Annotated in this window: 21 protein-coding genes and 5 pseudogenes; 14 read left to right on the forward strand and 12 right to left on the reverse strand. The window is 45.7% G+C overall.

Features of this window, described 5'->3' with window-relative positions; all coding sequences use genetic code 11:
* Positions 1–5: 5 nt before the first annotated feature.
* Together BQ2657_RS09040 and BQ2657_RS13695 are read left to right on the forward strand one after the other, a co-directional pair.
* The gene (locus tag BQ2657_RS09040) at positions 6–194 is read left to right on the forward strand and encodes a hypothetical protein (protein WP_075580315.1); all 189 of its coding nucleotides are present in this window, start codon (positions 6–8) and stop codon (positions 192–194) included.
* A 60-nt stretch (positions 195–254) separates the two neighbouring features.
* Positions 255–2,245 (forward strand): annotated as a pseudogene (locus tag BQ2657_RS13695) (DNA polymerase).
* 55 nt (positions 2,246–2,300) lie between these two features.
* Here the strand turns inward: BQ2657_RS13695 and BQ2657_RS09050 are convergent.
* Positions 2,301–3,017, reverse strand: coding sequence for a hypothetical protein (locus BQ2657_RS09050; protein ID WP_075580316.1), 717 nt, complete (start codon positions 3,015–3,017; stop codon positions 2,301–2,303).
* Between the two features lie 552 nt (positions 3,018–3,569).
* Here BQ2657_RS09050 and BQ2657_RS09055 point away from each other — a divergent pair.
* The 4 genes and pseudogenes from BQ2657_RS09055 to BQ2657_RS12885 all read left to right on the forward strand — a co-directional run bounded on the left by BQ2657_RS09055 (position 3,570) and on the right by BQ2657_RS12885 (position 4,965).
* Complete coding sequence (locus tag BQ2657_RS09055; protein WP_075580317.1) at positions 3,570–3,800, forward strand: hypothetical protein; 231 nt, start codon at positions 3,570–3,572, stop codon at positions 3,798–3,800.
* A gap of 389 nt (positions 3,801–4,189) precedes the next feature.
* Positions 4,190–4,544: pseudogene (locus tag BQ2657_RS13700) on the forward strand (VRR-NUC domain-containing protein).
* Positions 4,545–4,572: 28 nt separating this feature from the next.
* Positions 4,573–4,765: pseudogene (locus BQ2657_RS13705) on the forward strand (ATP-dependent helicase); the annotation flags it as partial.
* Between the two features lie 8 nt (positions 4,766–4,773).
* Positions 4,774–4,965, forward strand: coding sequence for a hypothetical protein (locus BQ2657_RS12885; protein ID WP_232709059.1), 192 nt, complete (start codon positions 4,774–4,776; stop codon positions 4,963–4,965).
* A gap of 113 nt (positions 4,966–5,078) precedes the next feature.
* Here BQ2657_RS12885 and BQ2657_RS09070 read toward each other — a convergent pair whose 3' ends face one another.
* On the reverse strand, positions 5,079–5,456 hold the full coding sequence (locus tag BQ2657_RS09070) for a type II toxin-antitoxin system death-on-curing family toxin (protein WP_075580318.1): 378 nt from the start codon (positions 5,454–5,456) through the stop codon (positions 5,079–5,081).
* Entirely contained in the window at positions 5,453–5,695 is a 243-nt protein-coding gene (locus BQ2657_RS09075; RefSeq protein ID WP_075580319.1) for a type II toxin-antitoxin system Phd/YefM family antitoxin, read from the reverse strand. Before BQ2657_RS09075 ends, BQ2657_RS09070 begins: the two co-directional genes overlap by 4 nt.
* A gap of 91 nt (positions 5,696–5,786) precedes the next feature.
* Between BQ2657_RS09075 and BQ2657_RS09080 the strand changes: the two genes are divergently transcribed.
* The 4 genes and pseudogenes from BQ2657_RS09080 (at position 5,787) to BQ2657_RS09095 (ending at position 7,200) form a co-directional block, all read left to right on the forward strand.
* Complete coding sequence (locus tag BQ2657_RS09080) at positions 5,787–6,182, forward strand: HNH endonuclease signature motif containing protein (protein ID WP_075580320.1); 396 nt, start codon at positions 5,787–5,789, stop codon at positions 6,180–6,182.
* 57 nt (positions 6,183–6,239) lie between these two features.
* Positions 6,240–6,380: pseudogene (locus BQ2657_RS13420) on the forward strand (terminase); the annotation flags it as partial.
* A 58-nt stretch (positions 6,381–6,438) separates the two neighbouring features.
* Positions 6,439–6,771: a hypothetical protein gene (locus BQ2657_RS09090; RefSeq protein WP_232709060.1), complete on the forward strand. Its 333-nt coding sequence runs from the start codon at positions 6,439–6,441 to the stop codon at positions 6,769–6,771.
* Between the two features lie 261 nt (positions 6,772–7,032).
* Positions 7,033–7,200 carry a hypothetical protein gene (locus tag BQ2657_RS09095; RefSeq protein ID WP_198524583.1) on the forward strand — a complete coding sequence of 56 codons (168 nt, stop codon included), beginning with the start codon at positions 7,033–7,035 and terminating at the stop codon, positions 7,198–7,200.
* An 85-nt stretch (positions 7,201–7,285) separates the two neighbouring features.
* On the opposite strand, the gene BQ2657_RS09100 is transcribed toward BQ2657_RS09095, so the two are convergent.
* Complete coding sequence (locus BQ2657_RS09100; RefSeq protein WP_075580321.1) at positions 7,286–7,564, reverse strand: helix-turn-helix domain-containing protein; 279 nt, start codon at positions 7,562–7,564, stop codon at positions 7,286–7,288.
* 47 nt (positions 7,565–7,611) lie between these two features.
* A complete protein-coding gene (locus BQ2657_RS13710) occupies positions 7,612–7,863 on the reverse strand; it encodes a type II toxin-antitoxin system RelE/ParE family toxin (protein ID WP_198524547.1) in 252 nt (83 codons plus the stop codon).
* Between the two features lie 403 nt (positions 7,864–8,266).
* Here BQ2657_RS13710 and BQ2657_RS09110 point away from each other — a divergent pair, with 403 nt between their 5' ends.
* Positions 8,267–8,977 (forward strand): hypothetical protein, encoded by a 711-nt coding sequence (locus tag BQ2657_RS09110; protein ID WP_075580322.1) that lies wholly within the window; start codon positions 8,267–8,269, stop codon positions 8,975–8,977.
* A gap of 286 nt (positions 8,978–9,263) precedes the next feature.
* Here the strand turns inward: BQ2657_RS09110 and BQ2657_RS09115 are convergent, their stop codons facing one another.
* Positions 9,264–9,680: a peptide deformylase gene (locus tag BQ2657_RS09115; RefSeq protein WP_075580323.1), complete on the reverse strand. Its 417-nt coding sequence runs from the start codon at positions 9,678–9,680 to the stop codon at positions 9,264–9,266.
* Between the two features lie 512 nt (positions 9,681–10,192).
* On the opposite strand from BQ2657_RS09115, the gene BQ2657_RS09120 reads away from it, so the two are divergent.
* From BQ2657_RS09120 to BQ2657_RS13425, 3 genes are read left to right on the forward strand one after another with little or no spacing between them, the layout of a single operon-like run.
* Positions 10,193–12,202, forward strand: coding sequence for a DUF4357 domain-containing protein (locus tag BQ2657_RS09120; protein ID WP_075580324.1), 2,010 nt, complete (start codon positions 10,193–10,195; stop codon positions 12,200–12,202).
* A 2-nt stretch (positions 12,203–12,204) separates the two neighbouring features.
* Complete coding sequence (locus tag BQ2657_RS09125; protein WP_075580325.1) at positions 12,205–12,738, forward strand: hypothetical protein; 534 nt, start codon at positions 12,205–12,207, stop codon at positions 12,736–12,738.
* A complete protein-coding gene (locus BQ2657_RS13425; protein ID WP_261796449.1) occupies positions 12,735–12,860 on the forward strand; it encodes a hypothetical protein in 126 nt (41 codons plus the stop codon). The genes BQ2657_RS09125 and BQ2657_RS13425 overlap by 4 nt, the downstream gene beginning before the upstream one ends.
* Before the next feature lie 67 nt (positions 12,861–12,927).
* On the opposite strand, the gene BQ2657_RS09130 is transcribed toward BQ2657_RS13425, so the two are convergent.
* The 6 genes and pseudogenes from BQ2657_RS09130 to BQ2657_RS09155 all read right to left on the reverse strand — a co-directional run bounded on the left by BQ2657_RS09130 (position 12,928) and on the right by BQ2657_RS09155 (position 15,051).
* Positions 12,928–13,206 carry a type II toxin-antitoxin system YafQ family toxin gene (locus tag BQ2657_RS09130; RefSeq protein WP_075580326.1) on the reverse strand — a complete coding sequence of 93 codons (279 nt, stop codon included), beginning with the start codon at positions 13,204–13,206 and terminating at the stop codon, positions 12,928–12,930.
* A 29-nt stretch (positions 13,207–13,235) separates the two neighbouring features.
* Positions 13,236–13,370, reverse strand: coding sequence for a type II toxin-antitoxin system RelB/DinJ family antitoxin (locus tag BQ2657_RS09135; protein ID WP_083236239.1), 135 nt, complete (start codon positions 13,368–13,370; stop codon positions 13,236–13,238).
* Between the two features lie 352 nt (positions 13,371–13,722).
* Positions 13,723–14,042, reverse strand: a pseudogene (locus tag BQ2657_RS13715) (type II toxin-antitoxin system RelE/ParE family toxin).
* On the reverse strand, positions 14,023–14,295 hold the full coding sequence (locus BQ2657_RS09145; protein ID WP_075580327.1) for a type II toxin-antitoxin system Phd/YefM family antitoxin: 273 nt from the start codon (positions 14,293–14,295) through the stop codon (positions 14,023–14,025). The pseudogene BQ2657_RS13715 and the gene BQ2657_RS09145 overlap by 20 nt, the downstream one beginning before the upstream one ends.
* Before the next feature lie 209 nt (positions 14,296–14,504).
* The gene (locus BQ2657_RS09150; protein ID WP_075580328.1) at positions 14,505–14,780 is read right to left on the reverse strand and encodes a type II toxin-antitoxin system YafQ family toxin; all 276 of its coding nucleotides are present in this window, start codon (positions 14,778–14,780) and stop codon (positions 14,505–14,507) included.
* Positions 14,770–15,051, reverse strand: coding sequence for a type II toxin-antitoxin system RelB/DinJ family antitoxin (locus BQ2657_RS09155; protein ID WP_075580329.1), 282 nt, complete (start codon positions 15,049–15,051; stop codon positions 14,770–14,772). The genes BQ2657_RS09150 and BQ2657_RS09155 overlap by 11 nt, the downstream gene beginning before the upstream one ends.
* Positions 15,052–15,389 lie beyond the last annotated feature (338 nt).

Consider the following 15,389-nt stretch of genomic DNA (forward strand, 5'->3'; position numbering starts at 1 on the left):
AAATTATGGAAACGACACTGAAACTGATTCTGGAAGCTCTGTATTGCCTTGTTGTACTGGGTATTTTTGGATTCATTCTGGCACTGACTTACACCGACATCAAGAAAGACCAGCGTGATGAAGAAATCGCCCGGCATCGGGAAGAACGGGAAGAAGAGTATCACCGTAAACAAATGGAATCTTTCCTGAAATAAAGAACGGAAAATGGTGGCGGCGGGGCTTTATGCCTCGCCGCTTTTCTCGAGGTGAAGTTTATGAAAACTCTCAGTATTGATATCGAAACATACAGCGATGTGAACCTGGCCAAATGCGGTGTCTATAAGTATGCCGAGTCTCCCGCCTTTGAAATCCTCCTTTTCGGGTATGCTGTGGACGGGAGAGAGGTGCAGGTCATCGATTTGGCCCAGGGGGAAACCATCCCGGAAGAAATCCTGGATGCCCTCACTGATGACACCGTTACCAAATGGGCCTTCAATGCCAACTTCGAACGGGTGTGTTTGTCTCGGTATCTTACAGACTTGGGAAGGAGCCTGGATCCGTTCCACGACCGGCATCCCCTGTCCCAGGAATGCGCCCGGTTCCTGAACCCCGCGGGATGGAAGTGTTCCATGGTCTGGTCCGCCTATATGGGGCTGCCCCTTTCTCTGGAAGGAGTAGGGGCCGTGCTGAAGCTGGACAATCAGAAGCTGAAGGAAGGGCGGGACCTGATCCGCTACTTCTGTGTTCCCTGCAAGGAAACCAAGACCAATGGGGGCCGGACAAGGAACCTTCCCCGGCATGCCCCGGACAAATGGGCCCTGTTCAAATCGTACAACAAGCGGGATGTAGAAGTGGAAGTGGCCATCCAGCAGCGGCTAAAACACTTCCCGGTACCGGAGCAGGTGTGGGAGGAATACCATTTGGACCAGGAAATCAACGACCGTGGCATTGGCATCGACCTGGAACTGGCCAGACAGGCGGTGGCCATGGATGCCCGGAGCCGAGAGAGCCTTATGGCGGCCCTGAAGGAACGGACGGGCCTGGAGAACCCCAATTCCGTCATCCAGATGCTGGACTGGCTGGAACAGCACGGCTTGAAGACAGATTCCCTGGGGAAGAAAAATGTGCAGGAACTGTTGAAAACGGCCCAGGAGCCTCTCCGCAGCGTATTGCGGCTCCGGCAGAAACTGGCCAAGTCCTCGGTGAAGAAATACCAGGCCATGGAAATGACGGCCTGCCAGGACGGAAGGGCCAGAGGCATGTTCCAGTTCTACGGGGCCAACCGGACTGGGCGCTTTGCAGGAAGGCACATTCAACTGCAGAATCTTCCCCAGAACCATATGCCGGACCTTTCGGAAGCCAGGGAGCTGGTGCGGCAGGGGAACTATGAAGCCCTGGATCTGCTCTACGATTCCATCCCGGATGGTCCTGTCCCAGCTGATCCGGACGGCCTTTGTGCCCCGGCGGGGGATGAAGTTTGTGGTCTCAGATTTTTCGGCCATTGAGGCGCGGGTCATTTCGTGGCTTGCTGGTGAAAAGTGGAAATCTGCAGCTTTTGCAGCCGGGAAGGACATCTACTGCTCAACGGCCAGTCAGATGTTTGGGGTTTCCGGTAGTAAAGCATGGAATCAACGGGGAGCTCCGCCAAAAGGGGAAAATCGCAGAACTGGCCTGTGGCTACGGGGTGTCCGTTGGGGCACTGAAGGCTATGGGTGCCCTGGACATGGGAATCCCGGAAGAAGAACTGGCCTCCCTGGTCCAGTCCTGGCGCTCCGCCAATCCCCATATCGTAGATTTCTGATGGCAGGTGGACGGGGCGGTGAAGACTGCCATCAAGCAGCGGATCCCTGTCTGGGTGAACAACATTCGCTTCTCTTGCCAAAGCGGTATGCTATTCATCGAACTGCCCGGCGGCCGGCGGCTTTCCTATGTGAAACCCCGGATCGGGGAAAACAAGTTCGGTGGGGAATCCGTGACCTACGAAGGTATCGGGGCCACCAAGAAGTGGGAGCGTCTGGAAAGCTACGGGCCCAAGTTCGTGGAAAATATCGTCCAGGGGACGGCCAGAGACATCCTCTGCTATGCCATGCAGACCCTCCGGTGCTGTTCCATTGTGGGTCATGTTCATGATGAACTGATCATCGAATGTGAGAAAAACGTCAGTGTAGATGCCATCTGCGAACAGATGGGCCGGACCCCGCCCTGGGCGGAGGGGCTGATCCTGCGGGCGGATGGATATGAGTGCGAGTTTTATCAGAAAGACTGAAAAATAATAAGAAGCGGCCGCAAGGAAACCATTTTTCTTGTGGCCGCTTCTTATTTCAGTTATCTTTGTTTACCTGTTTCTTCTTCGTTTCATAGAGTGCGATTCGGTCAGGGGATAGGAACTCCGCTAGGCTTAAGGCCGGCAAGGGAGTACCGAATATCCAGGGAAGGCTTCGGATGAAATTCACGGTCTCAACAGCCCGGTCAAAATAGTTTACTTCTTCATCCAGAACGGACGGATTGCAGTACGCATTAAATCTTTCTCGTAAGTAGTTCCGGAGCCTTTCCTCGTCGGAAAAATTTTTCTGCATCTGGAGCTTGAAATAATTGATGGATTTCTTTTTGCTGATTTTGCATTTCCTGGTCTTAAAGGAATAGGAAAAAGTAAGGAGACAGGAATCGGCAGCTTTCTCTGAAATAGCTTCCATACGGAAGCAGAGGGCGGGGTCCGTGGTATCGACTTCTTCGAGATGGACCGTTTCATACCCCCTGTCAAGGGCATAAAAGAAGGCCAGCATCCCCTTGAGCCCAGGTTCATAGAAGAGAAAGGAATCATACGGTGTGAGATTCCGCCCTTTATATTTCAGGCGGTACCGTTCATCCTCGGATAAATCAAATTGGAATTTCAAGACATCCTGGGTTGCAAAATCAAGATTGCCGGCAGGAGCTTTTTCTTCCTTTGCAAAAAATAAGGGATCGGGAATATGCTGCAGCAACTCATCCATCTTTTCATCCCGAAAAGATTCAGAGGGATGGACTTTCTGCTTTTCCATATTGGTGATACGCCTCCTGAAACAGAAAATCATCAGGCCGAAAAGAATCTTTCTACAACAATATCATAACGAAGTTAACCTAGAAAAACAACCAGAGATTCTGCTCAAAATTTTCTTTTTTACGGAAAAAAATTAAAACAAATGGAGAAAACTGGGTATGCAAATTATCACATACCCAGTTCTGTTATGCAGGAAAAGAAAGTACTCTTCTCTGGTGGCGGCTACCTTCACCAACCGGCTCCGGCGCCGATTCTATTCTGGACAGTAATCCGCCTGACGGAAAAGCTGCAACCTGATATAGATTACTGCTAATCCGCGACGGAAGTCACCGCTCCGCAAAGTGCCGGAAAGAGCGCTGCCCTAAAGCCTAGAAAGAAGAGTACTTTGGAACTGTAATTCTATCAGAGAGCCGAAGAACCGTCAATTAATTTTTGCTTTTCTGGTACTTATCCCAGCGGATTCTGTCCTGTTACAGGTAGAGAAGGGAATCTTCTCAAGTCCATGTAGCGGGATTGGAATCTGCTATTTATTTTTTGAAGGAGTGATAACGCCATGTTTTATGTGAAGGAACCGATTACGGACAATATGGAATTTCAGATGGAAATCACGGACAAGAATGTGTTCTGCCGGTGTCCGGTTTGCGGGAAAGAAGTGCCAGTGAATCTGGAAAAAGTCTTGGGCAAAGGTAAAGGGGGCTTGTTCGAGACAGCCGTCTTATGTGAAGACTGTTCCCGGGAACTGATGGAGGTGGGCCATGGAGATGGATCAAAAACGGAATGCTGAACATTACCCGGATCCCACGGCCTATCAGGCTATCCGGAATGCAGAGCCGCCCAGGTTCCCCTTATGACCAGAAAAAGGGAAAGCCATCAAAGTATATCAGTGAGGTGATCTAAGTGAAATTTACGCTGTTTACGGCATCTTGTACGGGGATGGAATCCAACTGCCGGTATCCTCAGAAACGGGAAATCCAAAATGCTCAGGACCTAAAAGCGGCGGCTCAATTTGACCATGTTTGCGCTGCCTATAAAAACAGCTACCGAAGCCGGGATAACTTCCTTTGGTCCGATAATTCTCTTTTAGGACTGAAAAAATGGAAAAAAGCCTATAGAGAAAGTTTAAGAACAGACCGTCATAGAGTGACACCGGGGAAAACATCGAGGTGATGAAAAATGCGGGAACGTACCCTGGAAATGAAACTTGTGAAGGAAACCCGGAAACGGGGCGGTGTGGCTCTGAAGTTTGTTTCTCCGTCCTTCTCCGGCATGCCGGACCGAATTGGTCCTTTTGCCCCATCAGGTGATGAGATTTGTGGAAGTGAAGGCACCAGGAGAGAAGCCAAGGCCGCTGCAAAAAAGCCGGCATACCATGCGTCGAGAAATGGGATCACTTGAAAGCTCTCACCTGCAGCATAGTGGTGGGGACCGTGACAGAACGAAGGCGGGCTCTCCAGAAACTGGCGGATATTTACATTGTGAATCGGGAAAATCTGGTGTGACTTTGGAAAAACTGCCGGCTGGATTTTGATATGGTGGTCCTGGATGAGTTGCCAGTCTTGATCTGGTTCGGGCTCACATGGAGTTTGGAACTGTACCAGCAAACGGTGGCCAGGCTCTGGCGGCAGGGACAGGAAAGCCGGACGGTGATCGTCCAGCACGAGTACCATTGACGAACGGATTCTGAAAGCCCTGGAAAAGAAAGACAGCTCCCAGGCGGCATTGATTAAAGCTGTCAAGGCGGATTTGGAGGGAATCAGGTGGAAGATGAAGCCCAGCGGTCGGTCCTTCGGGACCGGTACATTCATTTCGATGCCTGGGAGGACATTGCCCGGAGCATGGGTAAAGGAATCCGGTGGGTCTACACGGTCCATGGGGAAGGGATGGCAGCCGTTGAAAAAATTTTGGAGGCGTGCAGTGACTTGCAGGAAAATGCAGTAGATACACACTAGAATTCGATAGACTCTTCGTGGTATGATAAAATCACGAGAAAAGGGAATAAAGACAAGCCTTGCAGGATGTAAAAATCCTACAAGGCTTTTTTCTTGCAACAAAAGGCATGGAGCTATTCTTGATGAATGATAATCCAGTGAAGAAGATCTTGCTGCGAGAGTTCTCCAGAAGCAATTTTTAAAAATGTATCTGACAGTTCGTCTTGTGTATAGGTGAGTTCAATCTTATTAAGAGCGAGAAACACCAACATCACATGTGCACCGATACGTTTATTGCCGTCAATAAAGGCATGGTTTTTTACAAGACCATATCCAAGACGAGCAGCCTTCTGTTGTAAGGATGGATAAATGTCTGTGCCTGAGAAGGACTGAAATGGTGCGGCCAATACGGATTCCAGCAATCCTTCATCCCGGATGCCATCAGTTCCCCCTGTTTCTTGAATCAGCTGCGAATGAAGTTTGATGATTTGATTCTTTGAAAGAACAATCATTTGGCGAGAACCTCATAGGCTTTCCGGTTCTTGGCGATTAAACGTTTGGAAACGGCAAGTACATCTTCGTCGTTAGCAAGCTGTTCCTGTTCAGCGTTGTTGAACTCAACCAGCAGATAGCGAGGAGAGTTGTTTTTCAAAATGACAACAGGACCTTTCTCATCAACCATTCTGGCTACACGAGAAAAGTTCTGGTTTGCTTCTGTGATGGAAACAAGATTTTCTGTATTGACATTCATAGTTGATGCCTCCTTAAGTTTGATAATTTAATTATAGCCCACAAATAGGATTAATTCAACCTATATATATTTTTTTAATTTCCGAAAGGAGGTGGCAGCTGTACCGAGAAAACCAAAACGACCTTGTTCCTTCCCAGGCTGTCCGAACCTGACGGATGGGCGGTACTATGAGAAGCACCAGAAGATCATGGCCAACCAGTACGAAAAGTATGAGCGTAGTCCGGCAACGAAGAAACGGTACGGCAGGACCTGGAAGAAGATCAGGGATACTTACGTGGCCAGCCATCCTCTTTGTGAAGTGTGCCTGAAGCACGGCCGGTACGTGGTGGCGGAAGAAGTCCACCATAAGAAATCTCTGGCCGAAGGTGGTGCCCATGCCTGGAACAACTTGATTGCCCTGTGCAAAGCCTGTCATGCCCGGATCCATGCCCAAAGAGGAGATCGGTGGCGCCAGAAAATCACAAGAAAAAATGGACTCTCAGAATGATAAATCTGAAACAAAGTGGTATACCCAGGGGGCGTATGAATCTCTGGAAGCCCAGAAAGCCAGAACTATATGAAGCAGGTAAACCAGATCTGGTACCAGATCTACCAGGTGGTGAAGGAAAACTGCTCTGTGGAGTTTGCCGGAAACACGCCCCAGGATGACGTAATGGAGCGGCTGCTCCGGTCTCGGAAGGTGTAACAGGAGGGAAAAGAAAGTATGGAAAAAACGACCAAAGAAATGAAGCTCATCCCCATTGATGAGCTCATTCCTTAACCTGATGGCCTCCAAGGCCGGACTTTTCAAGAAGGCATTGGGTACGGATGATCTGGCCATCCAAAGGGAAGATGGCAAGATTTCCTTCCCCTGGTTCCATGAAGCTGACAGCACTAAGGTCCAGGTATATACCAAACTGGTGACGGCCCTTTGCCAAATGGCCAAGAAGTCCAAACGGATCACCGCCAAAGAGCATGGAGTTCCCAATGAGAAATATGCCTTCCGGTGTTTTCTCCTGCGGCTGGGCTTTATTGGATCGGAGTACAAAGACTGCCGGAAGATCCTGCTGGAAAAACTCAGCGGTTCCGCAATGTGATCCATGGGGTGGATGTAGTTAAAAAACTGAATTACCCAAAAGTCCCCGCCTTTTTCTTCAGTCTTTGAGGAGCGGGGAACATAGAGAAAGGGAACCTAAGAGCTCCTTTTCTTGTAATATAAAAAGTGCACATTGACTTGCGGGGCTTGGACACTTGAAGCCGTTCAGTGGTCACGCAACTTTGTGCACTATTATGATGCCTATCATATATAACACTTTGGAAAAAGTCAAGAAAGAAATTAGAAGAAGGGAGGGAGCCCCATGCGGAAACTCAAAAAGTATAAGCCCACAAAATTCAAAGCCAAAACGTCCACCTACAATAAGGAACTGGCGGATTATGCGGTAGCCTTTATCGAGAGCCTGTGTCACACCAAGGGAACTTGGGCGGGTCATCCGCTGCGGGAACCATGTTCAGGAAAGCGTCTATGATTCCCGGGGCCTGCTTTTTGTATAAGAAAAATCCCTGCTTTTTATGGGCAGGGGTTCTCCTTCTCGGATTTTTGGCAACTTGCAGTTAACCGACAGAAGCTACCTGCAGTTTTAAGTTCAGTGCCTGCATCAGTTTTACAAGAGTATCCAGTTTGGGCGTCGTTTTAAGGGTTTCAATGCGTGCGATGGAAGACTGGGGAATACCGCACCGTTCGGCAAGAGTACGTTGGCTGATTCCCAGTTCCTGTCTCCGCCGGATGATAGAAGAAACAATATTGCTTACTTCTTCGATTTCTTCCATGTTGCGGCGTTCTTCCTCACTGATGGACTTTACGTGATTTTTATAATCTTCCCAAGTTCTCATTGTTGTTCCTCCTTCTGACGGATATAGTCATCCCGTTCCGCCTTGGCTCAGATGATCTCGCGTTTTGGTGTTTTCTGGGATTTCTTGCGGAAATAATGGAGCAGTACGTATTGGCTTTCATCATAATAGAAATAAAATACTCGGTTATTTCCAGGCCGAAGTTCCCATATATCATCTTCCAGATGCTTGGTGATATTGGTTGGGAGATTGGTCCCGTTTTTAGCAAGCAGGTCAATGTAGAAGATAATCTGGTTGTTTTGAATACGAGCATCTTTGTTGTTTGTGCTCTTTATACGCAACGTTTCTAAGAAATCCCAGACGTCTGATTCGCCATGCTGATTTTCGTAGAATTCAATTTTTTACATGACTGCACTCCTTACAGTATTTCTTGTTTAATGATAGCATGTATGCTATCATTAAAGCAAGTAATCTACATATGGAATGTACGAGGGGCTGCCAACCAATCCACAGCTCCATCTCCATCGTACCGTATTCTTCTTTGAAAGGGAATATTGGGTACAACTTTATTATACGAGGGGCTTCCTATGGCGAGCCCGTCCCGGCCGCCCAGAGGGTAAAAAAGCAGGCCCGCAGTCGTAGTGATTGCGGGCCGTTTTCTGTCGGGATTTTTGGATAGGGCATTTGCTATAATGAGGATAAAGCAGGAAGAAAGAGAAAGTGGTGTAAAGGAGTAATAGAAAAATGCTTCCGGATAAAATGAATTGGGATAAAATCAGATGTCTGTATGAAAAAGCAAAAGTATATCTGCAGAATCCTGAAAAAAATAAAAATTGGAAAGAAAAACCCAAAGATGGCTGGTTCTATTTATGGAATGCCTATTATTATGCTTCTGTTGCTGATGGGGAGAATATGGATCATAGAACGTATGCAAGGATCTTGGCAATGATTGCTCATGAACTGCATTTTAAAATCGACGATAATGATCGATACCGCAAGTTTTTAAGTCCAGCAGTCAGGGAATACGAAAAAGCAATTGCCTGCGGACAGGAGGTAAACAGGAAAGAATACCTTGATATTAAAGAAGAATGTGATTTCCTGGATTTTCAGGCACTGCATGAAGAGGATACGGAGGAGAACTGGAAGGAAATAGTTTCTCTGATTGAAAATGGAGAACTTATGGATGAAAAATCTTTTCAATTCCATGACAGCGAGGCTGTTTATTTTCAGCATACTAAGACAGAGGCAATCTTGAAACTTGCGTATGATGATTTTCTGGCTGTGTTCGCTTTTCAAGATGTATGCAGCATCGAAATAAATATTGATCCCCTTGTAGATTGGGTCCTGGATTTTCATTGTTACAGGGACAGGAGAACAGGTAATCTTGATTTCGAGGCTGGGGGATACCATATTATTTGCAAAGGGATTGTATTACAACGTATAGAAGAGAAGTAATATTCCTGAATGATACGGTTGAGTGAATTAATATCGAAGTAAGAAAGGCAATAAAAAAGATTCTCACACTGTCGATGCCTTCGCATGTTCGGCAGCTACTGCTGGCAGTACGGTTTCTCTGCCAGAGGTGAATCTTTGACTTTAGTATATAGGACAAACAATAGAAAAAATAAGGACAGTATTTTTTCTATTGTGCCCTGCGGCTTGCTCCTAACGCTATTGGGTTCGAATGTTTGACCCCAATGGTCAGGGAAATGGGGGCTTTAGCAATTGCGTTTCCCCTCCTTTATATAACAATCCCCTGCAAATGATCCATCTCGTGCTGGATGATTTCTGCCGGAAAATCTTTAAATGTCTGTTTTTGTTTTTTGAATTCCATATCCTGGAATTCTACCTGGATTTCCCGGTACCGGGTGGTTTTTCGGGTTCCGGATAGGGATAGGGATAGGCAGCCTTCTTCGGTTTCGTAGGGATGTTCCTTTTTAAGAATCACCGGGTTGAACATGATCAGATCCATCAGCCCCAGATTCACCACGATGATGGCTTTAGGGATTCCGATCATATTGGCGGCCATGCCCACACATTCCTGCCGATGGGCGGCCAGGGTGTCCAGCAGGTCCAGGGCCGTCTGCCGGTCCCCGGGAAAAGCGGGAAGGGCTTTCTGCTGGAGGAAAACAATATCGTGGACGATTTCTTTGATCATGATAATACCTTCTTTCTGTAATGAGGGAGTGAACCGAAGCCCCGCAGGCCAGCCACCTCTTCCAACTAACAGTAACTTTTATCTTTTTATAAAAGTATCCAACAGACCATAATCTTGTACATATTGGCTGATGAAAGCGTTGTCATGCCTGTTTTGTTGATACATGATCAGAACAATTTTGTTAGTTTTCTTTTCCACGAGGAAAGAAAGTCCTTCGTTTTCCTTTGAAACATATTCCAGTTCATATTTACTATGTTTTTCATCATAAAAAAGCAGTTCCTTTCCACTTGATTATACCAAAATTTTAGCATCTATACAGAAAAAGAAGGTGTGAAAACGTATCCGCAGCGGCAGCCTTTGCCCGCTTGAGAAAATTCTCTACCCGCTGACGCGGGTCCTTTCTCCCTTTTTCACATGACTAAGATATTACCAATCTATCATTCCAATTGAGTTATATCACTTTTCGGATTATAATAAAAACAACGAATAGTTGAATGAGGAGTTGTTTTCTTATGGGAAATGCTATTTCGGGTAAAGAATACCCCCTTGCAAAGATATTTGGAGAAGATTTTGAGTATCACATTCCCGCATATCAAAGGCCCTATGCATGGACGCAAACAGAAACCATGGACCTGTTTGATGATTTATATGACTTTTACCAAAAAGAAGAACAAGACAGCTATTTTTTGGGAAGCATTGTATTGATTAAAGATGAAAGCAAGCCTCATGCCGATGTGATTGACGGCCAGCAATGCCTGACTACGTTATCTATTCTTTTTTCTGTGATGGCTGATTGCTTTGCAGATTTGGATGCAAAGATAGATTGCAAGAGACTCTTGCAAGAAAAAGGGAATAAATTGACAGGAATAAAACCCAAACCGCGCCTTTTCCTACGGGATAAGGATCAGCCTTTTTTTGAGAAATATATCCAGAACGTTAACCTTCAAGATCTGTTGGAGAAAGATGCTGTTACATTTGAGGACGAGGCTCAGAAGCACATTCAGGAAAATTGCAGAGTACTAAGAGAACGGTTTAAAGAATATTTTTCTATAGATGAAGAACTGCAGAAATTTAGCCAATTTCTTTTAACCCGTTGCTTCCTGATTGCAGTTTCTACGGAAAATCAGGAATCAGCTTTTCGAATTTTTTCTGTAATGAATAGCCGTGGGCTGGATTTGCTTCCAACGGATATTATTAAATCAGAAACCATTGGAAAGATAGCTCCAAATCTTCAAAAAGAATATACAGATAAATGGGAAAAACTAGAGGTAGAAACCACGCGTGATGGCTTTAATGAAGTGTTTACCCATACAAGAACGATATTTGCCAAAGAACGGCCAAAGAAAAATCTGTTGGAAGAATTCCGGGAATCGGTATTATGCCATACTACACCTCAGAGTTTGATTGACGATTACTTGGAACCTTATGCGAACGCCTATATCCAGTTAAAAAACTGTGCTTATCAATCTACTAAACATGCTGAAGAAATTAATGATCTTTTGGTGTGGCTGAATAAAACCAATAATTATGATTGGATGCCTCCAGCCATTAAATTCTTGGCAGAACACAGTAATGATTCCGCTTATGTGCTTTGGTTTATGCAGAAATTAGAACGGTTGGCTTCCTATCTGCTGGTAACAGCTCGAGATGTGAATCAGCGCACGGACAGATATAAATGGATTTTGGTGGAAATGGAGAGCCGGCGTCAGACCACTTTAGACAATCCTTTGAAAAATATAGAGTTAACCGAATGGGAGAAAATACAGTTTAGAGATACACTGCAGGGAGAAATCTATTTGATGCCTTCTCAACGGAGAAATTATATTATCCAGCGATTGGATTCTTTTTACAGTGATGGTGGCGCTTCCTATAATGAAAAATTGTTTACCATTGAACATGTCCTGCCTCAAAACCCGAATCCTGATAGTGAATGGGCTAAGAGTTGGTCAAAAGAACAGCAGGTGAAGTGGCTGAACCGATTGGCAAATCTGGTACCTTTGACTCGGCAACGAAATTCGGCTGCACAAAATTACGATTTTCAAACGAAAAAAGAAAAATATTTTCAGTCGAAGAAGGGGACAAGCTCTTATAAACTGACAACCCAGGTACTTTCTTATCAGGAATGGACTCCAGAAATCGTGGAAAAACGACAGAAACAATTATTAGGAAAACTTGTGGATGGATGGGATCTTAAAAAAGATGGTAAATGTACTGAAAGTCCAGACTTCATGATTGCTGGTCGTGGTGGAGACGCAGTGGGCCTTCCTCAGGATAATGGGAAATTTCTTGTCAAGAAGGGAAGCCGGATTGCAGAAAGCAATACAGCAGGTCTTCAGAAGACTTATGTAGAGTTAAGGGAAAAGCTTTCTCAAGAAGGGGTAATCAAAGGAAATATCTTCCAAGAAGACCATGTTTTCGACAGCCCATCTTCGGCAGCTATTGTTGTTCTGGGACGTTCGGCCAATGGCAGGAGAGAATGGACAAAGATAGATGGCCGATCCTTTAGCAAAGTTATACGTTGAGAATGGGGTACAAGTTTGAAGATGAAAGTAAGCAGCTTATGATACTGCACAGAACACTTGTTCTGTACGAATGGCTTATTTTCCATAAAAAGCTCCAGTCATCGAAAGACTGGAGCTTTTGTTTTCATTTTGTTAATTTTTTACATCGGTTTGTTGTGATGGCAAAATTCAGGGTTCCGGCTTTGTGGCTGGCAACCAGATTCAAAGACTATTTCTTTGGAAAACTCATTTCAGCGGTGGATTGCTATGACAAGCTGCCCTATAGAGATTGGCGGACAGATTTTGTCGGGAAGGAAGGTCTGATCATCCTATATGAATCTGAGCACAAGGCTCCAGGAAAGATTTTCTTCCATATGCTGGTGGGGTGTAGGCGGATGGATGCATTGCACGGTGGGGGATTGGGAACCGGGCGGAGAAAAAGATACGATCATCACCAGGAACAGCATTTATACTTTTTCCCGCCAGCACAATTTGAGCAGAGAAGAAAAGCAAGTTCTTCTGGAAAGGGCTGCAGCTTCCGGGAGGATGCCAGGTGACAATAGAAAGCATTAACTATCGATCCGCCGATGTCGAAGATTTTGAGAAAAGTGATTGTCGCATCATAGGAAATGCCCAAGACAACGAAAACCATGAGCAGGCAAATGTCTATAAAGGATAAAATTTGCAGGCAAATTTTTTTAAGGGAACCCCTCCGGGTGGCCGGGAAGGGCGAGCCTGCTTTTTATTTATCCGAACAAATCACTGTGGCTTCCTGTACGGGTCAGAGTCAGTGTCAGGATATCTTCTTCGATTTTATAAATCAGCAGCCAATCCGGCAGGATAGGACATTCACGGAATCCAATGTAATCTCCAGATAAAGCGTGATCCCGATATTTAATCGGAAGGACCTGTTCATTGACCAGGTATTCAAGGACCTCCTGGAAAAGCTCCGGCTTGTGTCCTGGACGTTGGACGGCCTTTTTGTAATCTTTTTTGAATTGCTTGCGATAGCGGATCTTAAGCATTCAGATCCTCCATAAGGTCCTTCACGGAATTATAGGTTTTGCACCGAACGCAGGAAAATATTGATGGCTGTAGAGGTAGGAATACCCAGGTCAGAAAAAATCAGTTCCGCCTGGTGCTTCAGATCAGCATCGACACGAAGATTTAAGGTCTTTGTTTCGGACATAGAAATCATCCCCTTTCAACGTTATTGTAACGTTAATTTAGGAAAATATAAAGAAAATTACTTGATATTGCGTGGATTTATGGCAGTAAAAATAAACCCTCTGGGAGGCCAGGGAAGGGCGGGCCTGCGGCTCACCCCTATGGCGTCAGGATGGGGGGAACGGGGAGGCAGGGAAATCCGATTTTCATCGTATCCCCGTCTCAGAGCCAATGCCGTCCAATCGAAGGCGAGAAATCAATTGACTCCAACGTGGTAGGGGCTCCCCGCAGGGGAGCCCGTCCCGGCCGCCCAGAGGGCAAAAATAGCAGGCCTGCAGTCGAGGAATTGCGGGCCTGCTTCACTTGGAAAAGAGTTATTTCAGCAGTCCATCGATATTTCGCCTTGAATAGAGAAGCCTGCGTACTTCCATTGTGTCATCAATGACTACATAAAAAATGGAGAAGTTCCTTACATTGATTTTGTAGTAAGGATATTCTCTTCTTTTTGCTGATGGATAGGGCGCAAAGCTGAGAGGCATTTTATAAGTCTCTTGACAATTGCTAATTCGATATCATCAACAAGGCGATGAGCTGCAGGCGGGTTCTTTAGAGTATTGGTTATATAGTCAGTAATTTCAAGTAAATCATTCTCGAAGAGAGGAAGAAATTTCAGGTTATAGTTTGGCTTGTCCATTGATCCGATTCCTTACTTTGTCAAAAACTTCGTCCTTGGAAAGTCTGACAGAAGTACTGGCAGCATAAGCATCAGCTTCATCAAGCTTTCTTTCCACGGTGTCAGTTAGAGCAGAGTATTGTTCAAGACTCATGAGAACCATGGTTCCATAACCATTCTTAGTAAGGAATACAGGGGAATTTGAACCTAAAACAGTTTCTTCAATCTCGGGAAATTTATTCCTTAAATCAGAAACCGGACGGATCGTAATCATAGTATCACCCTCCTTTTATCAATATAATATCATTATTTTATCGTAATTTCCATAGAAACGTGGAAAACTCTAAAGTCAGCAGTTCAATGAGTGCAGAGCCTGGCCTTCTGGTGTGCCCCTATAGGCGGCCCAGGGGGGCAAAAAAGCAGGGGGATGTTGCACGCATATTTTTCACGTGCAACATCCCCTATTTATCGATATGTAATATTTTAGAACAAATCAGAATGGGAGCCAGTACGAAAAAGAAATAATTCCAGTACATCCTCGTCCTGACGGTAGATAAGGAGCCAGTCCGGTTCAATGTGACATTCCCGGAAATCTCCGTAGTTTCCAGTAAGCGCGTGATCACGGTATCTGGTATCAAGAGGAAGCTGGTTTGCCAGTGTTTCAACCACGGCGTCCAGCTTTTCCAGTTTCAAACCCCGTTTCCTAGCCAGCTTTAAATCTTTACGGAATTTATTGGAAGCAATGATTTCAAGCCTCATTGTCCACATCCTTCACAAGGTCTGCAAAGCGGTGGTACCGTTTGTATTTTTCCGGATGAGCTTTCATTTCCTCATACTCGGCAAGGGCAGCACGGGTTTCAGCATTGAAGGCATTGCGGCGGACTTCAAAGGGAATCCCGTCACATCTGACAGCACTCTTTAAAAACATGGTGATAGCAGACGACATATTCAGCCCTAAATCATTGAATAATCCTTCCGCTTCCTTTTTCAACTCTGCATCCACACGGACATTGATATTGGCAGTAGTCATCCTGATTCACCTCTTTCTTTGTTTATCAATTCGATTATAGGTTAAAAAGATGAAAAATGCAATACAATAAATGATATTGCTTTATATTTGCAACATGATTACCGTATGGGCCGCAGGCCGGTTGGCCCGCCAGGGGCATGGAGGAAAGCAGCTCTGCCGCTTTTCCGTCTCACGCTCAGAGTCTCACGTCTTACGCAGAAGGAAATCATCTGCTGTAGGCAGATGATTCTGAACGAATTTTGCCAACGGTCAGCGGCCGAAGGATAAAATTTGCAGGCAAATTTTTGAATGGAACCCTCTGGGCGGCCGGGAAGGGCGGGCCTGCGGCCCGCCCCTCG

The organism is Acidaminococcus massiliensis, assembly GCF_900095825.1.
GTDB lineage: Bacteria > Bacillota > Negativicutes > Acidaminococcales > Acidaminococcaceae > Acidaminococcus > Acidaminococcus massiliensis.